Genomic DNA, 26318 nt, shown 5'->3' on the forward strand with positions numbered 1-26318 from the left:
TGGCGCAGGACGGCATCGTTCGGGATGCGAGATGCCTCACGTTACCGCCGGGTAACCTTGCGCGTAGGCTGCACTGCACGACCGGGCGAGGCAAGGTCAACGATCGGTCCGGGTCGAGGACGTGGCAAGGCTGCGCCGAACATGTCCTGACCGAATGCCGATCGCCGAGCCGTTCGAGGCAGTAGTAGACCGGGAGGGCCGACTCGATGGGCAGCGTCCAGATCGTCACCACGATCGTCGCGGCCGCCATCACCGCTGTGGCGGTGTGGCTCGCCGTGCGGGCAGTCATGAAGATGGTGGCCGTGATCCGGCTGGGCCAGCCGGACCCGGCCCGCTTCACCGACTGGGCCACGCGGACGAAGACGATGCTGGCGGAGACCGCGGGGCATACCCGGATGCTCCGCTGGAGTCTCGTGGGTGCCGCGCACTGGTTCGTGATGGTCGGGTTCATCGTGCTGTCACTGCTGGTGCTGGAGGCGTACTTCGAGGTCGTCTCCCCGACCGGCGGGCTCCCGCTGATCGGGAGCTGGGCGGTCTACGGTCTCGTCACCGAAGCGCTCGGCGTCTTCGGCATCGCCAGCATCCTGGTGTTGATCGCGATCCGGGTGCGCAACCGCCCAACCCGGCCCGGTGGAAGGTCCCGGTTCACCGGCTCGACCATGTGGCAGGGCTACTTCGTCGAGGCCGTCATTCTCGGCGTCCTGGTGATGGGCTTTCTCATCCGGGGCTTCAAGGTCGCTACCGATCACTTCGAGTACCCGGTCTGGGCGACGCCGCTCAGCCACGCGGTCGGCGGCCTGCTGCCGGACTGGGAGGCCGGGGTCAGCATCGCCGCCGTCATCAAGATCGCGATTTCGATGGCCTGGCTGATCGTGATTTCGCTGAACGTGACCATGGGTGTCGCCTGGCACCGCTTCCTGGCCTTCCCCAACATCTTCTTCAAGCGCAACCCGGGTCGGCCCGGCTCTGGGCTCGGTGCCCTGCGGCCGATGACCAGTAACGGCGAACTCCTCGACTTCGAGGAGGCGGATCCGGAGAAGGACCAGTTCGGCGTCGCCCAGGTCGAGCAGTTCACCTGGAAGGGGCTGCTGGACTTCAGTACCTGCACCGAGTGCGGTCGCTGCCAGTCCCAGTGCCCGGCGTGGAACACCGGTAAGCCGCTGTCACCGAAGCTGTTGGTGCTCAGCCTTCGCGATCACGCCTACGCAAAGGCCCCGTACCTACTGGCCGGCGGTGGCAAGGACCTGACCGGTGCAGAGAAGGCCGCCGACGGGCAGCTCGCCCATGTTGACGCGCTGGCGCTCGCCGAGGCGGAGAAGCCATTGATCGGCGGCGTCGAGGAGTCCGGTGTCATCGACCCGGACGTGCTCTGGTCCTGCACGACCTGCGGGGCCTGCGTCGAGCAGTGCCCGGTCGACATCGAGCACGTCGATCACATTGTCGACATGCGCCGTTACCAGATGCTCATCGAGTCCAGCTTCCCCTCGGAGGCCGGGGTGATGCTGCGCAACCTGGAGAACAAGGGCAACCCGTGGGGCGCCCCGCAGAACACCCGGGAGGACTGGACCAAGGGCCTCGACTTCGAGGTGCCGCGGGTCGGCGAGGTTGACGACTTCGAGTACCTGTTCTGGGTTGGCTGCGCCGGAGCCTTCGAGGACCGGGCGAAGAAGACCACCCGGGCCGTCGCCACGTTGCTCCACGAGGCCGGCGTCTCCTTCGCCATCCTGGGCGAGGGGGAGACGTGCTCCGGCGATCCGGCCCGCCGGATCGGCAACGAGTTCGTCTTCCAGATGCTCGCGCAGCAGAACGTGGAGACGCTGAACGAGGCGTTTGACGGCCGAGAGAAGAGCCAACGCAAGATCGTCGCTACCTGTCCGCACTGCTTCAACACCCTGGGCAACGAGTACGGGCAACTCGGTGGTGAGTTCGAGGTTGTGCACCACACCCAGCTCCTGGCCCACCTGGTGGCCACCGGCGCGCTGACCCCGGTACAGCCGATCGACGGCGGTGTGACCTACCACGATCCCTGCTACCTGGGCCGGCACAACCGGGTCTTCGCTCCGCCGCGTGAGGTGCTCGGAACGGCGGTCCAGGGCGAGGTCACCGAGATGCCGCGGAACAGTGAACGCTCCTTCTGCTGTGGTGCCGGCGGCGCCCGCATGTGGATGGAGGAGAAGATCGGTAAGCGGATCAACGTGGATCGGGTCGAGGAGGCCATGTCAACCGGCGCAGCGACGGTCGCGGTCGGCTGCCCGTTCTGCTCGACGATGCTCAATGACGGCGTGAACGGTAAGGGCGCCGGCGAGCAGGTCGAGGTGGTGGACGTGGCGAGCGTCCTGCTCCGGTCGGTGCGGCCGGAACAGCCGCAGGCCGACCAGAAGAGCGACGAGCGGGTCGCGGGCTGATTTTGCTTTGGACCGGGACGGCGGTGGCACCACCGGGTGCCACCGCCGATCGGCCTCGCCGTCAGCCCGCCCGAATTTCAATCACCAGCGGTAATTTTTGCGGATGTCAATTTCCGGACATTTACAATTTCTGGGACCAGGTCGGAACTATTTGTGGGCGGGCGACTACGCAGAAGTGAAAGCCGTTCGTTTGCCTTGATTCTGTACCGGGCCTTCCCTATTGTTGTGCGTTGGCTGCGGTGGATCGTCTGCCTCGTACCCCCACCCTTGTCCCGAGGCGCCCCGTTGTCCGGGTTGCAAAGGAGTCGGTGCCGGTGGCAACCACGTCCCCTCATCGTCAGGCCTCGGCGCGGTCGCGCCGTCCGGGAGGGCTGCGTCGGGCCGCCCATGGTCTGCTCGCCGCGGTCGCCGCGGTCGCGGTTGGTCTCGGTGTGCTGGCAGTCCCCGCGTACGCCGAGCCGTCGGTGGACGAGATCGAGGCCGCGATCGACAAACAGTGGCGCGAGATGGAGCCCACGATCGCGCAGTACAACAAGGTTCGGGCGCAGCTGAAGGAAAACCGTAAGAAGTCGGACGAACTGGCAAAGAAGATCGCTCCGCTCCAGCTGGAGAGCGAGATCGCGACGAAGCGGATCGGTGGCCTGGCCTCGGAGTACTACATCAGTGGGCCGTCACGGGAACTCGGCGCGCTGCTGGTGAGCGATGACCCGAATGAGATCAGCGAGGAGCTGGCCTTGCTGAACCGGGTCGCCGCCATGGAGCGCAAGCAGCTCGAGGAAGTGCTGGCGATCCGCAAGGAATACGACGACCAGAAAGAAACGCTCGATGAGTTGATTGCCGCGCAGGACAAGCAGGAGAGCGAGCTGGCGGCGCGAAAGAAGCAGATCGACGCCGAGATCAAGCGTCTCAAGGCTTCGCTGCCGAAGACCACGGTGTCGACCCCGCAGTGCCCCACCGTCAATGGTGTGGTCAGCGCGGCTGCCCGAACCGCCATCCGAACCGCCTGCGCGCAGGTGGGCGACCCGTACGTCTTTGGTAGCTCCGGCCCCAACTCGTTCGACTGCTCCGGGCTGACGCAGTACGCGTACAAGGCGGCCGGCGTCTACCTGACGCACTACACCGGCGCTCAGTGGAACGAGGGCAAGGCGATCTCGCGGTCCGAGGCGCGCCCCGGTGACCTCGTCTTCTTCTCCAGCCCCAGCAACCTGCACCATGTCGGCCTGTACCTCGGCAATGACCAGATGGTGCACGCGCCCCGGACCGGTAAGCCGGTCATGGTGGGCAGTATCAACTACATGCCGGTCGCCGGATTCCGTCGACCGGGCTGAATCAGCCCCGTACGTGACGAGGGCCCCAGGACGACGTTCTTCGTCGTCCTGGGGCCCTCGTCACGTACGACTGCCGGTTCCGGCGGGCGAGGCGGTCGGCCCACCCGCCGGTGGCAGGATGCGCCAGCGGCTCAGCGGCTCAGCGGCTCAGCGGGTCGGCCAGGTGCGCCAACTCTGCCAGGAGCGGCTGGGGGTGGGGCCCCGCTGCCCCTGGTAGCGGGACCCGTAGACGGCCGATCCGTACGGGTGCTCGGCCGGTGAGCAGAGGCGGAAGATGCAGAGCTGACCGATCTTCATGCCGGGCCAGAGCATGATCGGCAGGTTCGCCACGTTGGAGAGTTCCAGCGTCACGTGGCCGGAGAAACCTGGGTCGATGAAGCCGGCGGTCGAGTGGGTGAGCAGTCCGAGCCGGCCGAGGGAACTCTTGCCTTCCAGCCGGCCGGCGAGCTGGTCCCCGAGTGAGATGACCTCGAGGGTGGAGGCGAGCACGAACTCACCGGGGTGCAGCACGAACGGTTCGCCGTCGGGCACCTCGACCGCCGAGGTCAGGTCGTCCTGTTGCCGGGACGGGTCGATGTGCGTGTAGAGGTGGTTGTTGAACACCCGGAAGAGTTTGTCCAGCCGTACGTCGATGCTGGATGGCTGGACCAGCGCGGGATCGAACGGCTCCAGCGCCAGCGTGCCGGCCTTGATCTCGGCGGCCAGGTCACGATCGGAGAGAAGCATCGGACCACCATAGCGAGTGGGGCGACACGCCCCCATTTCGCCTGGGTAGTAGAACGCATGTTCGATAGAATGCCGGTATGGCTTCCTGGTCCGAGTTCGCCGCCGACGTACCCCGCCTTGCCGACGGGGTCCGCCGGCTTCTCCAGCAGTACGGGCCGGGCCTGGGCTACCTGGCCACGGTCCGCGCCGACGGCGGCCCTCGCGTGCATCCGGTCTCCCCGGTGCTCACCGAAGAGGGTCTCTTCTGTTTCGTGATTGACTCGCCCAAGCGGCGTGACCTGGAGCGCGATGGGCGTTATGCGCTGCACTCCTTCCCCGCAGAGGAGAGCGACGACGAGGCCTACCTCGCAGGTCGGGCTCGGCCGGTGACGGATCCGGCTCGGGTGACCCGCTTGGCCCGCCGGCACTGCGCGATCTACGACATCGACTGGCGGCTCTTCGAGTTCAGCATCGATGTCGCGATGATTGCCCAGCACGACGTCGCCGGCGTGGCGAGACCGGCGGTCCAGGTCTGGTTGGAGCCGGGTGGTCAGTCGGGTCGCCCCGGCGACCCTCGCCCCGCCGCCCCGCCGGCTCCCACTGTCGATCATCAGGGCAGCGCGGCTGCCTGAGCGCCGGCCCCACAAGAGCGGCTGCCAGCTCCGCTGGAAGGTGTGGTAGAGGTTCAGCCAGTTACCGACTTCGTGGGTGCTGGTGTCGTCGAGGGTTGTGGTCGGTGGCGGTGCCGGCGGGCAGCGACTCGTTCAGCATGGGGCGGACCACAATACATCGATGAATTAGACAATTTTAGTCAAATCGTCGGGAGTCTTACTGGTAGTCCGGCTGGGGCCCTGGCCGGGGTCCGTTCGGGAGGGAGGCGCGCCGTCTCCGACGTTGCGGCTTCGGCTTCAGCCCGCTCCGGTGGCTGCTGGCCCGGGCGAGTCGGTGGTCTGGCGGGTACCTGGGTGGGCGCCGCGTGGCGGTTCAGGTAGAGTGGTCCCGCCTGCGGGTGTAGTTCAATGGCAGAACATCAGCTTCCCAAGCTGACAGTGCGGGTTCGATTCCCGTCACCCGCTCCACACACGGAAGCCCTGGTCAGGACACATGTCCCGCCAGGGCTTCCGTCGTCCTAGACGGCTGAAACAGGTGCTCGTGCCATTAGCGTGCCATTAGCGTGCCTCGGTGGCCGGTCCGCCGCCCTCGGTAGCCCGCTTGACCCGGCGCTTGCTCGGCTTGCGCCGGGCCGCCTTGACCGCCTTGTCGATCGCGTCGGCGATGCCCTGGTCGGCCTCCCGGTTGGCGTGCTGGTAGATCAGCGCGGCGCGAGGGCTGTCGTGCCCCATCCGCGCCATGATGTCGCGCAGGCTCGCGCCCGGCGCTCGCGACGCGAGCGTGTTGCCGGTGTGCCGCAGGTCGTGAAAGTGCAGGCCGGGCACGCCCACGGCGGCGACCGCCTCGGGCCACTTGACCAGCTTGTTGAAGTTGCCGCGCCAGAGATTCCGGCCGTTCTCACCGGTAAACACAAATGCTTCCGGTGCCTCGCCGACGTGGCTGCTCACGTGCTGTTTCAGCATGGGCAGTGCCGCCTTTGGTAGCGCGATGGTTCGCACACCGGCCCGGGACTTCGGCGGGCCGAGGATCAGGCCGGTTCCTCGGTGTTCGACGAATGCTTGCCGTACTCGTACCGTGCCGGCGACCAGGTCGACGTCTTGCCGCTGCAGGGCGACCGCTTCACCCCATCGCAGGCATCCGAACGTGGTTACCAGGATCAGCGCCCGAAAACGGTCTGGCATCCGCTCGGCCAAGGCAAAGATTTGCGGAACGGTGAGCACCGGCCGCTCGGCGGCATTCTCCTGGTCGGCACCGACAACGCGGCACGGGTTGATCCTGATCAGTTCGTCCTCCTTCACGGCTGTCATCAGGATGGCGCGCAGCAGTCGGTACGCCTTCGCGGCCATGGTCAGCGACACGCCGTCGGCGAGCAGACGGGAGCGCCACTCCCGGACCATCGGTGTGTCGATCCGGTTGAGCGGCACGCCGCCCAGGTGCGGCGTAATGTGCTTGCCCAGCGTCCATCGGTACAGATGGACAGTGCGGGGGCGCAGGTTCGGCCGTTCCGTGATCCACCGTTCCGCATAGTCCTGCAACCGGATCTTTCCTCGATTAGGGTCGATCCACTCCCTGCGGGCCATCTGCGCCTCAATCAGGGTTAGATACCGCTCGGCCTCGGTTTTGCGGGCGAATGTCTGATCCCCGGGTCGCATCGTGCCGTCCGGCGCGAGGTGTCGAACTTGGTAGCGGCCGGAGGGCAACTTGCGCACGCTGCCGTAGCGGCGGTGTCCGTCCTTGTTCGGCATTATCAGGCAACGCTCCTTAACTCGTGCCAGATGGACTCCGTGGTCATGGGCTCGACTCGTCCGGCGTGGACGAATGCGGCCAGGTCGGCGGGGTCGATCCGGATCGACCGGCCGATACGGTGGAATGCGATCTGCCGCTCGGCGACGGCGCGGCGGACGTAGCGCACGCTCATGCCGATGCGGCTTGCGGCCTCTTGGATGGTCAGCAATTCGGCGGGTAGCTCCAGTGCCGGCATGTTCTGGGTGATCCGCTTAGCCATCGGGTGTCCTTTCCGGGCAGTGCGGTCCGTCAGGGGTGGTGCGGCAAGGCGCTGAGAGCGCCCGTCGCGGTCGTTCCTTTGGTGAAGGCGTTTCGGCAAGGGTGGTGGGCTGCGATGGCAAGAGGCCGCAGGGCGGGCCGCTGAGAGCCACGCTGAGCCAAGATCTCGGGCCTTCGGGTGGTTCTACATAGGGTCTGTGCTGAAACAGTGCGTTGCCCCTTTGTTTCAGCGTGTTTGTCAGGGTTGCGGCCAGAGTGTGGGTGTCTCCGTGGTGTCCCCCTTGTTTTCGCTGGTCAGGGTGGGTTGGGGGACACCGGGGACAGGGGGGACACCGGGGACTCGGTACCGGCCACCGGTGTCGGCGGCAAGCTGTCCGTCTGCGAGCATTCGCTGACAGGTGCGTTTGACGTTGTCGTAGGCGAGACCGACCTCGGTGGCGATGGCCTTGGGTGTGCTGCCGGGGGTGGTTCGCAGGAACCGCAGGATCGCTGCGCGGGTCTCGCCGACCTGGTGATCCTGGGCCGGGCCGTCGAGCATCTGCCACGCCCCGGCGGCGGTGTCGAAGTTCAGGGCGTACTCGTTTTCGTCAACATCGCGGCCGGTCACGTGGAGCACGCCGTCGCCCTGGTTGCGTGCCCGTTTGAGGACGAGGGTGGCGTCGGCGGCTCCGGCGAGGCCGTTGGTGCCGGAGACCTCGGTGAGGAAGTCGTCGGATCCGGCCTTGCGTACGTGGTGGACCAGGACGAACGCGACGCCGTAGTCGTCGGCGACCTTCTTCGCCCGGCCTACGGCGGCGTAGTCGGCGTCGTAGGCGGAGGAGCCGGGTGCGGAGTTGCCGCGTAGCTTGGCGAACACGTCGATGATGACCATGCGCGCGGATGGGTTGCGGTCTAGCCACGCGGCGATGGCCCGGTCTCCGCCTTGCGGTAGGGGCGGGCACTCGGTGGCGAGGGTGAGACCGGCCGGTGCCTTTCGCTGGCCCAGCACCTTGCTCAGCCGTGATTGCAGACGGCGGGCGGTGTCTTCCAGGGCGAGGTACAGCACCGGGCCACGCTCGACGGGAATCGTCCCGAACGCCTTACCGCCGAGGGCGACATCGACACCGAGGCCGAGCGACATCCACGATTTGCCGACCTTCGGTGGTCCGCACAGCAGGTTGACGCCCTCGGACAGCACGCCGGGCACGGCCCACTTGGGTGGGGCGAACTCCATCGCCATGATGTCGGCGGCGGACCACGAGGTGCGGATCCGCGCTGGCCGCGCCTGCTCGGCCGACAGCACTTCGGCGGCGTCGTTCGGCCCGGCTACGTGCAGGTTCGGTCGCTCATTCGGTTCGGGGGTCATCGGGTTACCTGCCTGTGTGGTGGTTGAGAATGATGCGGCCGACGAATTCGGCGACGTGGGGAACGACCGCATTTCCGAGGGCTCGACGTCGGTCCACCGCGCCGGGAAGCCCATGAGCCATTCGAGCCAGGCGGGGTTCGTCGGCCCACCGACCCGTTCGGGTAGTGGCCGTCCGGGGCGGTTCCAGCCCGCTCCCCGGGTGGCGTCCCGGGCGGTCGGTGTGGGCCAGGACGAGCAGCCTTGGTCGTGGGTGTGGGGCGCCCATCTCGCAAGCTCGGATAATGCCGGCACTGGCGGTGTATCCGAGGCGTTGGAGGTCTCGGAGCACGAAACGAAGTCCCCTGGTGCGGTGTCCCATGACGTTTTCCCCGACGACGTACCGGGGCCGGATCGCATGGATGACCCGGGCCATGTCCGGCCACAGCCACCGGTCGTCATCAGTGCCTCGGCGTTTGCCGGCGGTCGACTCCGGCTGGCACGGGTAGCCGCCAGCGACGACATCGACGCGCGGCCGGTCGGTGGAGCGCCACCAGGCGGCGGCGGTGCGAACGTCGTCATGGCAGGGCACCTCCGGCCAGTGCTTGTGCAGAACGGCGCGGCAGAACGGGTTGATCTCGACATGGCCGACGATCCGCAGTCCGGCCCGTTGTAGGCCCAGCGACAGGCCACCAATGCCAGCGAACAGCTCCAGCACATTCAGCGGTCCGGCGTTCATGCGGCCACCGTCCGGGGGCGGCGGGCACCGACGGTGAGGCCGGAGCGGATCGTGCGCAGCGTCTCGAACCGGGACAGGCCGATGGACAGCGCGGCTTCTTCCAACAGCGCTTCGGCCTGGTCGGCGGGTAGTGCGCCACCGGCGGCGAGTTGGCCGAAGGCGACCGCGGAGACGTAGAGCGTGTGGTTGCGCTCGCCTTCAGCGGCCCGCCGAAGGTGGTCGAGTTGCCTGGTGATTGCGGCGTCCAGGTAGGCCCCGGTCCGCCCGGTCGGCAGGTCAACGACGACCGGTCGTTGCGGCGGCAACGGCGCGGGCGCGAGGCGTTCGGCGAGCCACCCGGGCAGCTCGGCGACCGGCAGATCACGGGCGACGGTGTAGGACCGCCCCGCGACGGTGCTTCCGGCCGCAACAACGTAGCCGCCGTGGGCGCGGGTGTCGACCAGCCAACCGAGGCCGTTACCGCGTTCCCCGGCCGTGTTGCGCAGGGCGGGGCTGTCGGCCGGGTGTCGGAAGTACAGGTGCGAGCCGCCCCGGCCCGTGGTTACGGCGTAGGTGTCGTCGGGTATCGGCTGTCCGGCGGTCTCGCACAGCGCGGCGAACACGTCGATGCCGCTTGTCGCGGCCGGGTGTGGGTTGCCGGGCGGCGCGTCCTGGTCGGGCTTGCGTACGTCCAGGTCGATGACGACCAGCCCGGAGGGGCCGCAGGCGATGCCGACTCCCCACGGGGTTTCGGACCAGCCGCGCCGGATCCGGTCGGGGTCGGTGGTGGCGCGTGCCTCCCAGCCGGTGTGCCCGTTGCGGCAGCGTGGGTCCCGGCCGGTGCAGGCATCGGCCAGGTGGTCAGGGAACGCGGGCCGCTTGTCGTCCGGCCGCAGGGGGAAGATGTGCCAGCCGCGTAAGGCGGCGGCGAGGGCGACCTCACGCAAGGTTGTGGCGTCGCGCATGGGGTTCGGCCTCCTCGAATCGGGTGTGAACGGGTGGGCTTTGAGGTGCTTGTCGTGGGCGCACGCGGCGCAGTAGCGGACCTTCTCCCACCGGGCGACCTGCAACGGCTGGCCGGAGACGGTGTCCTCGGCGGCGACGGTCCGGCCGCAGATGTGCGGGTACGGCAGATCGACTGACACGAAGCGACCGAGGGCCTTACTCGCCCCGATCCAGTGCCCGCCGGTCATCAGATGCTTCTCTGCCGGATGGCGAGCGCGACGAGTTTCTGGTGCCAGTGGGGATGAGCGGTCATGGCGCTTCCTTTGGCTACGGAGTGTTACGGCGTGTGGGTGTGTGGAGTCGCCCCGAGAGCGGTCGGGTGGGCGCGGGTGTGGGAGGCGTGTCAGGCGTGGGAGGCAAGGGGGGTGTGGGGCCGGTTTTCGGGCCGGTACCCCCCTTGTGGGTGTGGGAGTGACACGCGTGACACGGGCAGGTCAGGGGGTGTTTCGGGGGGTGACACAGGGTGTGGGAGTCACACGGTTTGTGGGAGGTGCTGTTGTGTGACTCCCACACCGGTTTGTGGGAGGGTCAGGCGGCCTTCTGAGTGCTAGCCCGGTAGGCGTCTACTGCTTCACGGAGAGTGTCGGCCAGATATCCGGGTTTGGACGTGTCGCCGACGCGTAGGCGGCCGGTGTTGTTGTGTCGTTCGACGCCGACGTCGCGCAGGATGCGTCCGAGTTCGGTGCCGAGGTCGCCGGGGTCCATGTCGAGGTGGGTGGCGAGGTCGGCGGTGTGGATGCGTCCTCCGGCGGCTTCGGTGGCGTCGAGAGCGCGGGTTAGTAGCTCGGGTACGGGGTTGCCGGCGGCGGTGTCGGTGGCGCGTGCGGTGATGGTGGTGAGTCGGTGGAGGGCGGCGTCGAGGGTGTCGCCGGGGATGGGGTCGAACATGCGTGAAATATCAGCTTTGCTGCTGTTGTCGGGTGTGGTGGTTGTGGCGGGCTGGCTGGGGATGGTGGCGGGGTTGGTGATGGTGGTGGGTTCGGTGAACAGGGTGGGCAGGGTGCGGGTCCAGCGGTCGGTGTAGGCGTGGGTGCCGCGTACGGCGACTTGGTCGGCGAGGTGGGCGGAGGTGGGGTCGAGGTCGGGTCGCCAGCCGGCGGCGGCGATGGCGGCGGCGTCGATGCGGCCGGGGTCGGTGCGGTAGCCCTTGAACGGCATGGGGGCGGCTTCACCCGGCTCGCCGGCGAGGAGGAAGCCGCAGCCTTGGTAGGGGGCGGCTTCGGAGTCGATGTTGTACTTCCAGCCGTAGAGGTAGTTGAGTTCCTTCTCGTCGGAGACGCGCATCCCGACCCGGATCCGCGCCTGTTCTTTGATGGCTACGGGAAGGTAGTCGTCGGTGGCGCGTAGGGCGCAGGACAGGGTGCGGACACCGGCGGCGCGGCCGGTGTCAGAGATTTCGGTGAGCATGGCCACGATGTGCGCGGGCACGGTTTTGATCTCGTCCACCACGATGACGATTTCGGGGAGGTCGGGGCCGACGGGGATCTTGTCGTCGTTGGCGTCGCGCATGCGCTGCTGGTAGGCGGGTTTACGCCCTTTGAGGATCTCAATCGCGGCCCGTGCCATGATTTCGGCTTCGGCGGCGGTGGTGGCAACCCAGTCCACGGCGGGGGCGGGTGCGCGCCCTTCGGCCCAGGGGGTGACCCACGGTCGGGCGAGGCCGCCTCCGGCGAGGTCGATGTGCCACACGATCGCGTCCACGGCCCGGATGAGCTGGGTGTTGATGGTCTGAAGCTGGTTGGTTTTGCCGGAGTCGGTTTGCCCGACCAGCACCCCACACGCGTACCGCAAGTTGATGAGGGCTTGTTCGCCGTTGCGGTGCACCCCGATCGCGAGGGGGTTGTTAATGGATAGGGGGCTGTAGTCGTCCAGGTAGTGATCTTCGCCGAGCCGGTTGACGGTGGACACGTGCAGCAGCACCGCGCCTCGGCTGTCACCGGGCTCGACGGTGACCTCACACCCGTTGGGGAGGCGGGCGTCGGTGGCCAATCCTTCGGTGCGGCGGGCGATGTCCCGCCAGGTCGCCCCGCCGGTGGGGAGGTCGGCGTCGAGGGTGAACCCGGATCTGGTGGGCCACGCCTGTACCGCTCGGATCGTGACTTTGACGTCGGTGACGCGGGCGATGCGCGCTTCCCACGCCACGGCGACCCTCTCCCGGGCGGTGGCGGCGTCGGCGCGGGCTGCCTGCTGATGGCGGGTGACGGTGCGGCGGCGGCGGGCGCGGCCGGCGGCGGTGGCGATGGTGGCTGCGGCGGCGGTGCCGGCGGTGAGGGTGCCTAGCGCGGGGCCGGACCAGACGGCGTCGAGTCCGATGGTGGAGGCCATCCAGGTTGCGGGCAGCATCCAGCTTCCGGCCCGCCAGAGCAGGCGCCGCCCGGACAGGTCGTCGGCCATTCCTCCGGCGACGGCTCCGGCCGCGCCGAGCGCCCCACCGATCAGCGCGAATGGGGCGGGAACCCCGGCGGCGGCGGCGATTCCGGCGGTGCCGAGGGTCGCTCCGGCGGCGTTGATTGTTCCCCATGCGGGGTGGGGGTGCCGCCAGTGCCAGGTCGACAGGGCGTAGGTGACCCACCCGGCCGGGGTCGACCGAGCGGCGGCGGGCTTGGCGGTTGGGGTGGGGTTGGGGGTTGCCCCCGGCTGGTTGGCCGGGGGGGTCTGCGGGGCGTTGGTGGTGTTGGTCATCGGACGTTCCATTCCTGCTCGTTGTTGCGGGGGTTCTCCTGGCGGGCCAAATCGACTGAGTGGGCTTTGCGGAACATGGGGGCGATCGTTTCGGCGGCGGTGATCGTGGCGCGCTGCGCGTGGTACAGCGCGGCGAGCGCCTCGACGACGAGGGGGTTGACCGGTCGTTCGGTGCCGGTGCGGATCGCCATCGTTTTCAGCCCTTCGGCGATGTCGGCCATCGCGGCGGGCATCTGCGCCAGGTGCAGCCCGAATTCGTACATGTCATCGGGGGTGTACTGCGATGCCGCCGAGCGGAACTCGGCGGCGGCGGCTGGTAGCGGGAACTGACCCATTGCTGTTCCTCCCAGTGGTTGCGGTCCGGTAGGTCCCGGACCTTCGTTCTCTCCTTGCGCGCCGGCCGCAGACGCGGCGGCCTCGATCGCCTTGACGGCGTCCTTGACTCCGGCGAGGGCTTTACGGATCTGCCGGGCCTGCCGCACGGCGTCCTCAGCGCTTACCGCAGACGCAGCAGCAGGGCGGGGGGCGTGACGGCCGCGAGGCAGCGCAGCCACACCGGACAGACCAGAGCCGGGGGCCGGGGTCGGCGGGGTCCGCGCCCAGGGTGGTGGGCTTGCCGCCGGTACCCGTAGCCCGGATACCAGGCCGCGCCACCATGACTGGCCCGCCACCGACGGTGGCCGTTTCCCGCCCGAGTCGGGCTTGCCCCCACGGTTCCAGGGCCTACCGAGCGCGGGCAGTTTCGGCAGCCACGCCCGGCCCCGGGCCAGCGCCCCACGACGACGGCTGCTGTTGCTGTTGCGGGTACCGCTGTTACTGGTCGTCGGGTTCCGGCCGGAGCGTTTGCCCCACCACGACCTGCCCTTCGACCCGCCCGCGCCGGTATCACCGGCCTTGTTGGAACGCCGAAACGGCGACGAACGACCGAACAGGCCCCACCGGCGACCCTGCCCCGACTTTCCGGTCCCGTCGCGCCCGAATCCCGGCCTGCGGCGACGGCTGGACTTGCCGGCCCCACCGTGACCCGGATCCGCGCCCCGACGACGGCGGCCAGCTTTACCGGCCCCGTCCCGGCCGGAACCCACACCACCACCACCGTTGCGGCGGCTGGTGTTGCGACCGCGAGTCAGGCCCGGCGTGCCGCCGGTGGAGCGGCGAGACGCACGCGCCGTGCCTGCAACCCGCCGCCCTGCTTCCCGACGGCGGCGTTCATCCCTGCGGCGGGCTGCTGCGGCAGCGGCGGCGGCGAGGCCACCAGCGGCCAGCAGCATCACCCCGGCACCACCGGCCCCGGCCACCAGAGCGCCACCACCAACGGCGACCACATCAGCAGCCGAGGCCAACACCGCGCCGCCTGGGAACCCGGTCGGCGAATCCTCGCCATCCTCGGCCGGCGGATCGTCCTCCGGCGTTGGCGGGTCGGCAGTGTCTCCGGGTGCCTCAACGGCTGCCGCCTCGGCGTCGGCCGGATCGGTGGCGCTGTCGCCCGGTGGGTCGGTGTTGGCCGGCTCTACCTCGGTGGTTGCGGGCGGTTTGGTTGTGGTGGTCATCGCTGCACTACCCGGATCAGTGCCTGCGTGATGCCGGCCCCGGCAGCAGCGATCAGTGCGACCAGGGCGATCCAGGCGGTCAGCTCGGCGTTACGGGCTAGGCCGTAGCCGAACCCGAACACCGCCACCGGGACGATGACGGTTGCGGCGGCAACGGCACCGCTGCGAGACGGGGTGTTGTTGGTGGTGGTGTGCATGTCAACCTCCGGGGGTCAGGGTGGCGAGGGCGGCGGTAGCGGCGGTGCCGGCCAGCGCGGTTAGCAGCAGGTCGACCGCGAGGCGGATCCGCCGGTACTTGCGCAGCGCTAGGCGTGCCAGCCACACCAGGTACCGGGCTTCCTGCTCAGCGGTGGTCCGAGCCGGGTCGGCGACCTCGGCGAGTAGCTGGTGTGGGGTGGAAACGGCGTAGTGCATCAGCCCATGACCACCGGCTAGACACGGCCGGACCGTCACCGCCAACAGTGCGGTAGCCACACCGGCCAGGAAGACCGTGGCCACCCCGACCGCCATCGCCACTGGCGGCAGGTCAGCCCTGGCCAGCGCGGTAGCGCCGAGCGTGGCCGCAGCTCCCGCGATCGCCATCGACGTGGCGGCCTTGCCGTCCACACGCGTCAACTCACCGCGCGTGAACTCGGCGCGGGCAAAAAACCAGGCCGGATCGACCGGGTCGCCGACCGGCGTCGGCTCGGAAACTGGCACCATCACAGATGCCCTCCTCACATGAGGCTTGGGTGTTTGGGACCGGCGGCACAGCACGGGTTTCTGAGGCCATGTGGGCTGTGCCGCCGGGCGGGGCTAGGCGGTGGCGAGTTCGGGTCGCCAGCCGTTGACGAAGCCGGCGACGCGGTAGGCGCGGGCCTTGTCGCCCCGGCCGGACATCACTCGCCGGTGGATCGCGTGACCGGTCGGGTCCGGCTCCAAGACCCCGGTCGTGATGGCGTTCCGGACGTCGGTCAGAAGCGTCCGGTCGTTGGCGGAAAGCTCCACCGCTGCGGTCGGGTCGGCGGCGAGTTTGGGCAGGTTGATGGCATCCGGACGGGCATCCGACAGGGCCTCGATCGCGCGGGCGAAGTGGGCCTGAATCAGGGGTAGGGCCACGGCCGCGCCGAACGCCAACGCCGGAATCGCCATGTGCAGCGCCACCTGGAACAGGTGCTCGGTCAGGCTGTCGTAGCGGTGGCTGATCGTCGGCATGATGTTCATGCCCGCGATCGCGGCCAGCAGCACCCGCTCGATACGCACTAGCGCCGTGTCGTGCATCTGGTGGCCGACAGCGGCCAGGGAACCCCGGGCGATCAGCACACCAACTAGCAGCACGCTAAACGCCGGGTCGACAAGCCACGCCACCACCCACATCGGGGACCACTGCTCGGAGCCGATCGCCGCGAACCGCTGAACGTTGACCATCGTGAAGCCCATGCTGAACAGCAACGCCATCCAGGCCATCGCGGTCCACCGGGCACGCTGACGCATCAACCGAACCGCCCGCACATCCGGATCGGTCAGCAGCCGCCGTAGCTGGCGGGCCTCAGCCGCCCGCGCTTGCCACCGCTGCACCCGAGCCGTGTCACCCGCCAACCGCGCGTGCCGCGCCGCACGCTCACCCTCGACACGCTGCCGACGGCGACGCTCGGCCCGACCCACCTTCACCAGGGGCGGCGCCACCCGCGCGGCGGCATCCTTACCGGTCGGAGCAGGCGCGGGCGAGGAAGGCTGTACCGGCTCCGGGTTCACCATGGACTCGGCGAACCGGTCGTCGGACGCATCGGTTGGCCCCTCGCCCCCGATGATCGAGGTGGGCACCAACAATCCGGCCCGATGGGTATAGGCGCGGCTATCGAGCGTGGGGGCGGTCATCCGGCCACCACCAGGGCGGCAAGCCCGTCAACGGTCTGCGCATCAAGGTCACCGCTGTCGGTGAACTCCCTGGCAGAGGCGTAGAACTCCCAGCCGCGCCAGGTTGGGTAGGCGTTCATCGACCGGTACGGGCGACCGTCGTCGGTGGTGCCCTCGTGCTCTCCGATCAGCATGTCCGGGTCGTTAAGTCCGGCCAGGTGCAGCCACGACTTAAGTTCGGCAATGCTGTCGAAGGCGACCGACAGCGACACGTCGGGAGTATGCACGCGGATGAAGGCGGGGTCGGCCAGCAACAGCAGTTCGGCCATCACAGCACGTCGACTCTTACGGTCACTCACAAGACCTCCAACAGGTCAGAAAAGGGGTCGTCTGCCGGCATCAGGAAACTAAGTCCACTCAGCCGGCGAACAGTTCGGCCAGCAGGCCACGGTGAGCCGGGAACAGCCGCTCGCCGTGGTAGCCCAGGTGGCGGCAGAGGCAGTCGAAGTCGACAGCGGGCAACCACTCGGCGCGGCGGGCGTCGTCGCGGCCGATCACATCGGGCAGGACGGTCCAGCCGCGGCCGAGGTCGACGCGGACCGGGACCGTAACCATCCACGCCTCATCCGAGGCGCGCGGGTCGGGCACGTAGCGGGCCGGCAGCGTCTTGACCCACGGGTCGATGGGGTCGGCGATCAGACCTGTTTCCTCGGCCAGCTCCCGGAACGCCGCGTGCGTCGGGTCCTCACCGGGGTCGACGTGCCCGCCGGGCAGCGCCCACCCGTGTCCGTCGCCGCGCTCGATCAGCAGCAGCCACCGCCACCCGTCGGGGTCCGAGGCGGTAACGATTGCGTCGGCGGCCAGGGCCTCGCCCCAGTGGCCGAGTTCGTTGCGGCCGAACCTCACTCCGGTCGGCGCGGCCGGGTTGACCGGCCGCCCGTTGACCAGCGGGAACGGAATCGCGGCGGCGGCCCGCCGGGCGGTCCAGTCGATGCGGGTCGGGTCCATCTCCGGGTCGGCCCACGACGCTCCGGCAGCGATGCCGGCCAGAACAGATGGGTCGGTGTAGGTACGGGCGTTCATGCAGCAGCCTCCATAGGGTTCGTGCAGTCAAGGCACTCGCCGAGCGAGAGCGGGATGTAGTAGGGCCGGACCTGGCCGCAGACGCGGCAGGTGCGGCGGGCGGTCAACGCCTTGCCGATGGCGACACGTTGGGCGGGGGTAGCGGTGCGCTTCGGCCGAGCCAGATCCAGCCGGTACAGGTGGGCGACGCGGGTACCGCCGACCCCGCGCCAGAGGATCTGCGCCGCGACCGGTTGACCACCAGGTCGTAGGCCGGCGGCGCGAAGTTGACGACGGGTCGCGTAGCCAGACGGGGCACCACGCCACCACCAGGTCGGTATGCCGTACCGGGTCCCTTCGGGGTCCCAGTAGGCGGCACGGGTGCGAGACATCACGCCGCCCGGCGAGGGACGACAGTGTCGCGCGTCGGTAGGTCAGCAGCGGCGCGGGTTACCCGAGCCTCGGCCCGCCGCAAGCGGCGCCAATCGAACTCGGTCGGACTGCCGCGATCCTCGGCGTAGAGCAGCGTGATCTCAGCGTCCAGCAGGTCCAGCTCGGCCGCGATCAACGGCCACTCACGTTCAATAGCCGCCAGGTCGGCAGCAGTCGGCTCGGTGGCTACGGGGACAAGGTGCTTCCTCACGGGATACCTCCGGGGAGTCGATGAAGTCGGGGGAAAGCCCGGGTTGCGACCAGACCGGCCGCGCCCGGGACGAACAGAAAAAGAGGCAGAAGTCCATGCCGCGCGCCGGATCCGGCCCGCTCGCCCCGCTCGCTCGGGATCTACCGAGGTCGGCCACCGTGTGGCTCAAGGCGGGGTTCCGAAGGCCAGTGAATGCCACCGGATGCCGCAGACGGATCTACGCGGCGCTTCTGCTGTGAAGTTTTCAATGAACGACCACACGACCGGCCCGTGGGCGCGCAGCGCAGGCGCTACCTTCCCCGGCTTCCGCTCGGCTTGTCGTTCCTGGCTAGCCAGGTCAACGCGATGAACGTAAGCCGGCTTGGCTAGTCAGGTCAAGAGGGCGCGGCAAACTTTCCCAACTTGGCTAGTCAGCGCTACCGTGGGTGGGTGAGCGAGAACCTTGACTTCCTCGGCGAGCTGGACCCCGACGACCCCAAACAGGCCTCGCAGCAGATCGCGAACAAGCTGCGGGCGGCCATCCTCACGCGTCGACTCGCACCCGGTGACAAGCTGCCCTCGCAGCCCGATCTAGCCACCCGCTACGGCGTGGCGCGGGAGACGGTCAAGCGAGCCTTGGACCTGCTCCGGGCAGAGCGGCTGATCGTGTCTCGACAGGGCAGCGGGGCGTTTGTTCGCGCGCAGACACAGCGGGCTGTCGAGCTGCGGCCACACATCGAAGCCGCATTCGAGAGGCCGCACGTCACCATCGACTTTGCCGGGTTCTCCGGCGAGACGCTGCGGGACGCGCTCGCCGAGGCGCTCGACAAGGTGCGGGTTGGAAGGCTCGCGCCGGAGACGATCGCGGTGCGGGTGCTGATCTCTGACATGACGGTGCCCATGGCGTTGCCCGCTCGGGCTGAAACTCAGGCGGACGATCCGGTGGTGCGAGAGCGAGCCGAGCGCATCACGCGCCGGGCGGCTGAAGGGATCATCGACCAGGTAACCGAGCTGGGCGACCTAGGTCTGATTCGGTCAACCACGGTAGAGGTGCGGATGCACCGAGCGTCGCCCCTGTTCAAGCTCTACATCCTGAACGGGGAAGAGGTCTTCTACGGCTTCTACCCGGTCGTTGAGCGCACCGTCTCGATCAAGGGTGAACCCATGGCGATCTACGACCTTATGGGCAAGGACGTACCGCTGTTCCACTACGCGGTGACCGATGACGACACGTCTCACGGCACGCAGTTCGTGGAAGGCGCTCGCCAGTGGTTCGACTCGGTGTGGTCGACCATCGCCTACCGGTACGACACATGAGCGCCGACCTCGGTCGACTGCTTGGCGAAGTCGGCGCGGTGCTACTCGACTTCGACGGACCGGTGTGCAGCATCTTCGCTGGATATCCCGCGCCGCAGGTCGCAGCCGAGTTGGTCAACGTGCTGCGGCGGCGCGGGGTTGATGTGCCTCCGGATCTCGCCAGCGAGCCGGACCCGCTCGAAGTGCTACGCCGCACGGGCGCGGCCGGCGACCACGGTGTCACGCGGACGGTAGAGGACGTGCTCTGCGAGGCCGAGCGCCGAGCCGTCGAGACTGCGGCGCCGACGCCGTACGGCCGGGAGGTCATCGTGGCGGCTCGACAGGCCGGGATGCCGGTGGCGGCCGTGAGTAACAACTCGGCCGGCGCGGTGACGGCCTACCTCACGGCGCATCGGCTCGCCGAGCACGTCTCGCCGGTGGTCGGCCGGGCGTACGCCGAGCCGGGCCGCATGAAGCCCAACCCGGAACCGATCCTGCAAGCCGTGCGCTCCCTCGGCGAGCTAGCGGCCCGATGCGTGCTGATCGGTGACTCGCTCTCCGACATCGAGGGAGCGCGGGCCGCTGGGGTCGCGGTGATCGGCTACGCGAATCGGCCGACGAAGGTCGGCGACTTCCGGCTCGCCAGGGCGGACGCAGTGGTCACCAGCATGGGCGAGATCGCCGCGGCGCTGATCGACCGGGGGAGCAACAGCGCGAGTTGACTCTCTTCGATGTCCGTGGATGGGTTTCAACTCGCTGGCACCGCTTGAGGGTCCGACGCTCTGTCTCCGGTGTCCCCCGTGTCCCCGCTGTCCCCCAAGGGGGCTGAGCTGCGACAACAAGGGGGACAGCGAAGGCCAGACGTTGACTCAGCGGCATGAAGGGCAGCAACGTTCCTCCAGCTAGAAGGCTTGTAGAAGAGGGTTCTGAAAGTCGGCGTCGATAGCACGCCGGTGGTCGGGACCCGAGTCCCCGGTGTCCCCCCTGTCCCCGGTGTCCCCCGAGGGGGATTAAGCTGCGAAAACAAGGGGGACAGCACCCGTGACAGGTGTCCGTGTCCCCCACGACCGATGCGAGCGGGACGGCTCGAAGACACACCCCCTGTTGCAGCTCGGAACTGTGTGGGTTCCATGCCGTGCCATTGGCGTGCCATTAGGCCGGGCCGTCTGGGGGCACTCCAGGCCACTCACCGCAGAGTTCAGCTCGGCCGGATAGCGGTGATCAGGGTTCCTTGTACGGTTCCCAAGCTGACAGTGCGGGTTCGATTCCCGTCACCCGCTCCATGCACGGAAGCCCTGGTCAGGACAGATGTCCCGCCAGGGCTTCCGTCGTTCTTGGCCATGCTGAAACAAGGATGGGCCATTAGTGGGCCCTTAGCTCGCGGCGGCGGCCGGTCCGTTGCCCTTGGCGGCCCGCTTCGGCTTGCGTTTACTCGGCTTGCGCTGGGCTGCCTTGACGGCCTGGTCGATCGCGTCGGCGATGCCCTGGTCGGCCTCCCTGTTGGCGTGCTGGTAGATCAGCGCGGCGCGGGGGCTGTCGTGACCCATCCGCGCCATGATGTCGCGCAGGCTCGCGCCTGGTGCCCGCGACGCGAGGGTGTTGCCGGTGTGCCGCAGGTCGTGAAAGTGCAGTCCAGGAACACCCACGGCAGCGACCGCCTCGGGCCACTTGACCAGCTTGTTGAAATTGCCGCGCCAGAGGTTCCGGCCGCTCTCGCCAGTGAACACGAACGCCTCGGGTGCCTCACCAACGTGATCACTTCGGTGGGCCGAGAATCAGGCCGGTACCCCCGGTACGGCGTGCTGTTCGCCTTCACGGACGACTCTCTGGTCACTCGATATTCCGACCACCGCAGCCGTGCCACTTCTTTCAGCGCATCCGCTCATGCCGCGAGGTCATCGTCATCGAGGGTGACGTCGGCTCGCCGCTGGCGCCCGGAGGTGCGCTCGATGAGAGTACGCAAGGAGGGCGGAGATTCTCCATTCCGGATCGTCATTGCGAGACGTTGGAGACCGATGGCGGTAGCGTCGTCCGCGTCGGTGACTCCTGATCGCTCACGCGACCGCGGTAGTCGGCTTCTTCGATGATCGCCGACGAGTTGGACGTTGAGATCGGCAAGCTCCTTTGCGGGGACTTGGTGCCCCAGGGTCGGCGAGTACGTGAACCACGTCAACGACCACCGCCTGGATCAAGACCGGCAGCAGCGGCCGCGGAACCACGACCCCGGCCGTCGTGATCATGATGGATGCCCCGGTACGACGCCGGAAACGTCTCGGCGGCGTGATCCACGAGTACCACCGGGTAGCCTGACAAGACTTTAAAATGCCAGCTCACCGGCCGTGCGCAGAGTTCGGCACGGTACACCTTTCCAACCCTGACCTGTCACCACATGGCCGGACGACCGAGGTCGTGGGCTGGCTGGTACCCGCCGAGAACCGTCAAGCCATCCGACTCGGTGTAGCCGCGTCCCCAGCCCTCGAGGAATGCTTCGACGACGCACGGCCCGACTCCCATCTCCAAGACGTCGCCGCCCTGCCGACGGGCTCGATAGGGCCCTGCGACGAGGTCGCCGGCTTTGGCCTCGTAATCCGGCGCGAGCTGAGCTCGGACGGTCAGCCAGCGGCCGGATCCGTCTCCTACGACGAGTGAACCGCTTGTGAAGACACCATGCTCTGACCGGCCGAGCGTGACCGAGCATGCGAGCAGCCGTCCGCCGGACGGCAGCGTCTGTAGGCGGAACGGCACGACGCAGCGCTGAGCGCCGTCGAACCGGACGCGACCCGCCGCGGCTGTCGCCTCGTCACGACCGGCAGCATAGATGTCGAGCTGGGCCCAGAGCCCGTCAGCTGGTTGCCACCGAACGAACCACAGCTGCCGGTCACCGGCCGCATCAAACCAGGCGACCCCGGGGTGGCCTTCGACGCGCACGTCACTGTGTTGCCGCGGCCGTCCCTCCGACCCCAGCGTTTGCTGCTGCTCGTCCAGCATCTCGGTGCTGCGGGCCAGCATGAGCCGGGCCTGACCATTCGGGCCCCGCAGCTCGACACTCTCGACGCCGCGTCCCGCGGTCCACGTGGCGGACACGGCGCCGTGAACCAGGGCGTCGGTCACGAAATGCATCACACCGGGGTCGGTACCGACCAGGTCGGGACGCGCAACAGCGCCGGGCTGACCGGGTGCGTCCGGCAGGACCAGAGCTATCGGAGTCACCGGCGCAGCAACCGGCGTCCTACCGAGCGGGGCCACCATGACCACGACGGCGAGCGCGGCGCACGCTGCTGCCGCTCCTGCGGCGACCAGCCCCCGGCGGCGTAGTCGTAGCCGGCGACCGCGGTGGCGGGCGTGTCTCACGATCGGCGTCGGGTCGACGTCGCCGCCCGCTTGGTGCTGAAGCATCGTGGCAAGCCGCTGATCGAGATCGCCGGACATCAAATCCCTCCCGTCCGTGCGGGCGTAGGTGCCTCCTGGTGTTTCCGTAGCGCCTGCAGGGCGCGCCTCGCATGCGTGCGAACTGTGCCGGTCGAACAACCCACGATCTCGGCGATCGCCGTATCGTCAAGATCTTCGTAGTAGCGCAGAACGATCACGGTGCGCTGCCGTGTCGGCAGCGCACGGACGAGTCGCCACAAGGTGTCGCGTTCGACGACCCCGGCCGCCTCGTCCACCCCGCCCACGCGGTCGCTCACCGCAGGGGTGCAGATCTCTCGCCGGCTGCCTCGGCGCCACCACGAGCGATTCGCGTTGACCAGCATCCGGCGGACATAAGCCTCGGGTTGATCGATCCGAGAGATGCGTCCCCAGCGTGCGTACGCCTTCGCCAGCACGTCCTGGACCAGGTCCTCGGCACGATGCTCGTCACCTGTCAGCAGCCGGGCGAGCCGCACCAGCGCTGCGGTGCGCGCGAACGCGTACTCCTCGAACGTCACGTCCTATTAACGTTGAAGATCGGCTGGTTCGTAGACACCCAATCGAGATAGGTCCAAAGTTTTCCGGCCGCAGCCTATGGCTGGCGTCGACCCGGCCGATCATCACCGCAGGTGTACCGCCAGCCCCGTCCCCGTTCACGAGACCCCGAGGGACAACGCGTAAATCTGCCCGAGCGGCAGGTGGCGGAGGGGAGGCCGGGTCGCGACCCTGTCATCGACAGTTTTCGACGACAGGGCTGTTCTTGCTGGGTGATGTAGGCCGGTTGCGGGTCGAGGGGCGAGCCGGTCAGCCCAACGACGCTCGGCTAGACAGCGACGGATCCTCGGTCAGAAGCGATGTCAGATGCCGCCGGTTCAGTGTCAGGCCCGACGCATGAGGTGCTGGGCGAGGGCCGTCCCCAGTTTGCCGAACGGCGGCTGTATCAGGCGTAGGCTATCCGGCTTGAGTGGCTTCTCGAGGACCGGTTTGAGATGGCTGAACGTTCGCCAGGAGTAGCTGCCGTGGTAGGCGCCCATGCCGCTCGCCCCTACTCCCCCGAAGGGCAGCCCGGTCGCGGCGGCGTGGATGAGCGCGGCGTTGTAGACCACGGCACCAGAGGAGGTTTCCTCCTCGAACAGCCGTCGGATGCCAGGGGCGGACGAGAACACGTACAGGGCGAGCGGCTTGTCCCAGCCATTGATGACCTGGACGGCCTGCTCGGCGCTGGCCACGGGAAGGATTGGCAGGATCGGGCCGAAGATCTCCTCCTGTAGGACGGGGTGCGCGGCGTCCGGGCCGACTGCGGGACGGTCGGTGGCCGGGAGGGTCACCACCGTGGGCGAGAAGTAGCGCTCAGTGCGGTCGTATGTCCCGCCGACAGCCGGGTCGACGCCGGTCAGGTAGCCGACGAGGCGGTCGAACTGGCGGTCGTTCACGATGCGGCCGTACGTGCAGCTCGCGCGAGGATCGCGCCCCCACATGTCCGCAATCGCCGTGCCGAGCGCGTCCACGAGGGCCGGTACCTGATCCGGGGTGGTCATTATGTAGTCCGGAGCGATGCAGGTCTGCCCGGCGTTGGTGAATTTCGCCCAGGCCAACCGTCGGGCGGCCACTGCGATGTCGGCGCTGTCGTCGAACCAGGCGGGCGACTTGCCACCCAGTTCCAACGTGACCGGGGTGAGCTGCTCGGCGGCGGCGCGCATCACGATCCGGCCGACCGTTCCGCTGCCAGTGAAGACGATGTGGTCGAACCGCTGGGCCAGTAGTTCGGTGGTCTCGGGCACGCCACCCTCAACCGTCTGGACGGCACCGTCGGGAAAGTAGCTCGGCACCAGCCGAGCGATCAGTGACGAGGTGGCGGGGGCGAGTTCACTCGGTTTGACTACAGCCGTGTTGCCAGCGGCCAGGGCCCCGACCAGCGGGCTGAGCAGTAGCAGCACCGGGTAGTTCCAGGGGGCGATGACCAGCACGACGCCGAGCGGCTCGGGCACCAGCCGCGCCCGTGCGGGCATCAGCACCAGCGGGACCGGTACCCGGGTTGGTCGTGCCCACTGCCGCAGGTGTCGTAACGCATGGTTGATCTCGGCGAGGACGATGCTGATCTCGGTCAACTGCGCCTCCGCCCGGTTTTTGCGCAGGTCTTTCCAGAGCGCGGCCTCGAAGGCGGACTCGTTCTCGGTGAGCATGGCGCCCAGCGCCCGCAGCTGACGACGGCGGGCGGACAACGAGCGGGTGAGGCCGCGCTCGAAGCTGCCCCGGGCAGCGGCCACGGCATCGGGAATCCCACTACTCTGGGTGAGAGTCATGCCCACAGCCTAGGAAACTGAAGGCACTCTCAGGTTACGAATGGAAGTTAGACCGTCGCTGGAGGGGGTAGAAGCGCAGGTACCGTCGCAATTAGGTAGGGGTGTGGCGACGATCCTCAGTGCGACAGCGGACCGAGTGAGGGGGTGCTTTTGGCGTTCGGTCTAGATCTTGTCCACAGCTGTCACTACCGCCGTCACTTCCGCCGACTCCTTCGTTTCGCCGAACTGAAACTTTTCGATCGAGTATGTGCCGTCACCTGACAACTCGAACGTGCCGAGCTGCGTGTCGGCTAGCCCCTTGAACTCGTAGCTGACCTCGTATGTGGCCGAAGGATCCAGACTCGGCCCTGTGTAGGACACGTGCGAGATCCGGAATTCGACGTTGCAGCCGGTCGCTCCGAAGCACTGCTTGTCCAACAGTTTCACTGTCAGCTCGAAGTCGGCTGGCTTCGGCGTATCGACGCTGGGAGCAGAAGCCGCAGTCGTCGCCGGTGCGGCGGGAGGCGACGCCGTGGACGGCGTCGCCTCGCTTTCGTTGCTGGCGTTGGTCGCGGCGCAACCGCCGAGGGCGAGCATGGCCACAAGAGCAACGCCACCGAGGATGGATGGCAGCGGGCGCTTCGTTTCTGATGTGATAGGCCGATCGAGCGGGGGCGCCGCTGGTCGCGGACCCGGCGAGGTTGACGGTTTGATCATGAGTCGCACCTTAACCATCGCGGTCAACACACGACCGTCCAACGTGTCTCGTCGTGATTCGCTTGAGCCTTATGTAGCACGTCGTGGATCACCAGCAGTTGCAGCAGTTCCTGACCTCGTCGACCTGGGACATCGCCGGTGTGCGGCAGTGACTGGCCACAACAGCGGTCGACGTGGTGGCACCGTAGGTGTGTGGTGGACGACACAGGGTTCTCGTGGGTGTCGATACCGCTGTGGGAGGACGAGGACCCGGTCGTATCCGCCGTGAGGACTCCGCCGGTGTTCAGGAGTGCATCGCAGCGTTCCCATAAGGCGCGGTCTGGGTGCATCCGCCCGAGTGCCCGCCACGCCTTGCTCACATGGTGAGGATCCACAACTGCTACCTCCCTCGGGGTGTGTGACTTTCTATCGACTGAGTTCGACGTAAGGTGCTACCAACCGCGCCTCACCGCCGATGAGGTGACTGGACCTCCCGCCAATCGTGCAGGAGGTCGTTAATGCGACATTCCGTGCAGATTGTGGTAGCACGGTGGGGCGAATCGGTTCCGATCGCAGCACTTACCCGTTGGGGCGTCCATACGGTGAGCGGAGGTCCCAGCTTTGCAGGAGGGTGCTAGGCGATGCCACTGACGCGACGGAGCCTCACCCAGTTCATGGCTGCCGGGATCGGGGGTGGATTGCTCACCGCTGGACCAGGAGTCCGAGCCGGCCACGACCTCGGTGACCGTCACCCGGACCGCAACGGAGCCGGGTTCCGGGGACCTC

24 protein-coding genes, 1 tRNA gene and 3 pseudogenes are annotated in these 26318 nt (G+C 68.1%); 7 read left to right on the plus strand and 21 right to left on the minus strand.

Features of this window, described 5'->3' with window-relative positions:
* Positions 1-206 precede the first annotated feature (206 nt).
* Complete coding sequence (locus STROP_RS00275; RefSeq protein WP_011903976.1) at positions 207-2405, plus strand: (Fe-S)-binding protein; 2199 nt, start codon at positions 207-209, stop codon at positions 2403-2405.
* Positions 2406-2719: 314 nt separating this feature from the next.
* Positions 2720-3733: a C40 family peptidase gene (locus tag STROP_RS00280; RefSeq protein ID WP_011903977.1), complete on the plus strand. Its 1014-nt coding sequence runs from the start codon at positions 2720-2722 to the stop codon at positions 3731-3733.
* A gap of 147 nt (positions 3734-3880) precedes the next feature.
* Here the strand turns inward: STROP_RS00280 and dcd are convergent, their stop codons facing one another.
* Positions 3881-4459, minus strand: coding sequence for a dCTP deaminase (gene dcd, locus STROP_RS00285; RefSeq protein ID WP_011903978.1), 579 nt, complete (start codon positions 4457-4459; stop codon positions 3881-3883).
* Positions 4460-4536: 77 nt separating this feature from the next.
* On the opposite strand from dcd, the gene STROP_RS00290 reads away from it, so the two are divergent.
* The gene (locus tag STROP_RS00290) at positions 4537-5070 is read left to right on the plus strand and encodes a pyridoxamine 5'-phosphate oxidase family protein (protein WP_011903979.1); all 534 of its coding nucleotides are present in this window, start codon (positions 4537-4539) and stop codon (positions 5068-5070) included.
* Between the two features lie 33 nt (positions 5071-5103).
* Here the strand turns inward: STROP_RS00290 and STROP_RS26255 are convergent.
* Positions 5104-5209: pseudogene (locus tag STROP_RS26255) on the minus strand (zinc metalloprotease); the annotation flags it as partial.
* Positions 5210-5443: 234 nt separating this feature from the next.
* Between STROP_RS26255 and STROP_RS00295 the strand changes: the two are divergent.
* Positions 5444-5517 (plus strand) — tRNA-Gly (locus tag STROP_RS00295).
* 90 nt (positions 5518-5607) lie between these two features.
* Here the strand turns inward: STROP_RS00295 and STROP_RS00300 are convergent.
* The 14 genes from STROP_RS00300 to STROP_RS00365 form a co-directional block, all read right to left on the minus strand.
* The gene (locus tag STROP_RS00300) at positions 5608-6795 is read right to left on the minus strand and encodes a tyrosine-type recombinase/integrase (protein WP_011903980.1); all 1188 of its coding nucleotides are present in this window, start codon (positions 6793-6795) and stop codon (positions 5608-5610) included.
* A 2-nt stretch (positions 6796-6797) separates the two neighbouring features.
* Positions 6798-7055: an excisionase family DNA-binding protein gene (locus tag STROP_RS00305; protein ID WP_011903981.1), complete on the minus strand. Its 258-nt coding sequence runs from the start codon at positions 7053-7055 to the stop codon at positions 6798-6800.
* A gap of 237 nt (positions 7056-7292) precedes the next feature.
* Positions 7293-8399, minus strand: coding sequence for an AAA family ATPase (locus tag STROP_RS00310; protein WP_011903982.1), 1107 nt, complete (start codon positions 8397-8399; stop codon positions 7293-7295).
* Between the two features lie 4 nt (positions 8400-8403).
* Positions 8404-9114: a DNA cytosine methyltransferase gene (locus tag STROP_RS00315; protein WP_011903983.1), complete on the minus strand. Its 711-nt coding sequence runs from the start codon at positions 9112-9114 to the stop codon at positions 8404-8406.
* The gene (locus STROP_RS00320; RefSeq protein ID WP_011903984.1) at positions 9111-10286 is read right to left on the minus strand and encodes a bifunctional DNA primase/polymerase; all 1176 of its coding nucleotides are present in this window, start codon (positions 10284-10286) and stop codon (positions 9111-9113) included. Before STROP_RS00320 ends, STROP_RS00315 begins: the two co-directional genes overlap by 4 nt.
* A gap of 340 nt (positions 10287-10626) precedes the next feature.
* Positions 10627-12780: a hypothetical protein gene (locus STROP_RS00325; RefSeq protein WP_011903985.1), complete on the minus strand. Its 2154-nt coding sequence runs from the start codon at positions 12778-12780 to the stop codon at positions 10627-10629.
* On the minus strand, positions 12777-14330 hold the full coding sequence (locus tag STROP_RS25455; RefSeq protein WP_011903986.1) for a hypothetical protein: 1554 nt from the start codon (positions 14328-14330) through the stop codon (positions 12777-12779). Before STROP_RS25455 ends, STROP_RS00325 begins: the two co-directional genes overlap by 4 nt.
* A complete protein-coding gene (locus tag STROP_RS00335) occupies positions 14327-14527 on the minus strand; it encodes a hypothetical protein (protein ID WP_011903987.1) in 201 nt (66 codons plus the stop codon). Before STROP_RS00335 ends, STROP_RS25455 begins: the two co-directional genes overlap by 4 nt.
* A gap of 1 nt (position 14528) precedes the next feature.
* A complete protein-coding gene (locus STROP_RS00340) occupies positions 14529-15032 on the minus strand; it encodes a Pycsar system effector family protein (protein ID WP_011903988.1) in 504 nt (167 codons plus the stop codon).
* Positions 15033-15125: 93 nt separating this feature from the next.
* Complete coding sequence (locus tag STROP_RS23205; RefSeq protein ID WP_011903989.1) at positions 15126-16187, minus strand: hypothetical protein; 1062 nt, start codon at positions 16185-16187, stop codon at positions 15126-15128.
* Positions 16184-16495, minus strand: coding sequence for a hypothetical protein (locus tag STROP_RS00350; protein WP_011903990.1), 312 nt, complete (start codon positions 16493-16495; stop codon positions 16184-16186). Before STROP_RS00350 ends, STROP_RS23205 begins: the two co-directional genes overlap by 4 nt.
* An 88-nt stretch (positions 16496-16583) precedes the next feature.
* Positions 16584-17249 carry an NUDIX domain-containing protein gene (locus STROP_RS00355; protein WP_011903991.1) on the minus strand — a complete coding sequence of 222 codons (666 nt, stop codon included), beginning with the start codon at positions 17247-17249 and terminating at the stop codon, positions 16584-16586.
* Positions 17246-17620, minus strand: a complete 375-nt coding sequence (locus tag STROP_RS00360; RefSeq protein ID WP_043535059.1) for an RRQRL motif-containing zinc-binding protein — start codon at positions 17618-17620, stop codon at positions 17246-17248. Before STROP_RS00360 ends, STROP_RS00355 begins: the two co-directional genes overlap by 4 nt.
* On the minus strand, positions 17620-17871 hold the full coding sequence (locus STROP_RS00365; protein ID WP_011903993.1) for a DUF6284 family protein: 252 nt from the start codon (positions 17869-17871) through the stop codon (positions 17620-17622). Before STROP_RS00365 ends, STROP_RS00360 begins: the two co-directional genes overlap by 1 nt.
* 429 nt (positions 17872-18300) lie before the next feature.
* On the opposite strand from STROP_RS00365, the gene STROP_RS00370 reads away from it, so the two are divergent.
* Positions 18301-19167 carry a GntR family transcriptional regulator gene (locus STROP_RS00370; protein ID WP_011903994.1) on the plus strand — a complete coding sequence of 289 codons (867 nt, stop codon included), beginning with the start codon at positions 18301-18303 and terminating at the stop codon, positions 19165-19167.
* Positions 19164-19868, plus strand: a complete 705-nt coding sequence (locus STROP_RS00375; protein ID WP_011903995.1) for an HAD family hydrolase — start codon at positions 19164-19166, stop codon at positions 19866-19868. Before STROP_RS00370 ends, STROP_RS00375 begins: the two co-directional genes overlap by 4 nt.
* A gap of 651 nt (positions 19869-20519) precedes the next feature.
* On the opposite strand, the pseudogene STROP_RS00380 reads toward STROP_RS00375, so the two are convergent.
* From STROP_RS00380 to STROP_RS00400, 5 genes and pseudogenes are all read right to left on the minus strand, one after another.
* Positions 20520-20912 (minus strand): annotated as a pseudogene (locus STROP_RS00380) (tyrosine-type recombinase/integrase); the annotation flags it as partial.
* A 616-nt stretch (positions 20913-21528) separates the two neighbouring features.
* Positions 21529-22575: a hypothetical protein gene (locus STROP_RS00385; RefSeq protein ID WP_011903998.1), complete on the minus strand. Its 1047-nt coding sequence runs from the start codon at positions 22573-22575 to the stop codon at positions 21529-21531.
* The gene (locus STROP_RS00390; RefSeq protein ID WP_011903999.1) at positions 22575-23072 is read right to left on the minus strand and encodes a SigE family RNA polymerase sigma factor; all 498 of its coding nucleotides are present in this window, start codon (positions 23070-23072) and stop codon (positions 22575-22577) included. Before STROP_RS00390 ends, STROP_RS00385 begins: the two co-directional genes overlap by 1 nt.
* A 360-nt stretch (positions 23073-23432) precedes the next feature.
* Positions 23433-24857: an aldehyde dehydrogenase family protein gene (locus STROP_RS00395; protein ID WP_011904000.1), complete on the minus strand. Its 1425-nt coding sequence runs from the start codon at positions 24855-24857 to the stop codon at positions 23433-23435.
* A gap of 162 nt (positions 24858-25019) precedes the next feature.
* A complete protein-coding gene (locus tag STROP_RS00400) occupies positions 25020-25553 on the minus strand; it encodes a hypothetical protein (protein ID WP_011904001.1) in 534 nt (177 codons plus the stop codon).
* A gap of 83 nt (positions 25554-25636) precedes the next feature.
* On the opposite strand from STROP_RS00400, the pseudogene STROP_RS26260 reads away from it, so the two are divergent.
* Positions 25637-25766, plus strand: a pseudogene (locus STROP_RS26260) (transposase); the annotation flags it as partial.
* Between the last annotated feature and the right edge of the window lie 552 nt (positions 25767-26318).

This window comes from Salinispora tropica CNB-440 (assembly GCF_000016425.1).
In the GTDB taxonomy this organism is placed as follows: domain Bacteria; phylum Actinomycetota; class Actinomycetes; order Mycobacteriales; family Micromonosporaceae; genus Micromonospora; species Micromonospora tropica.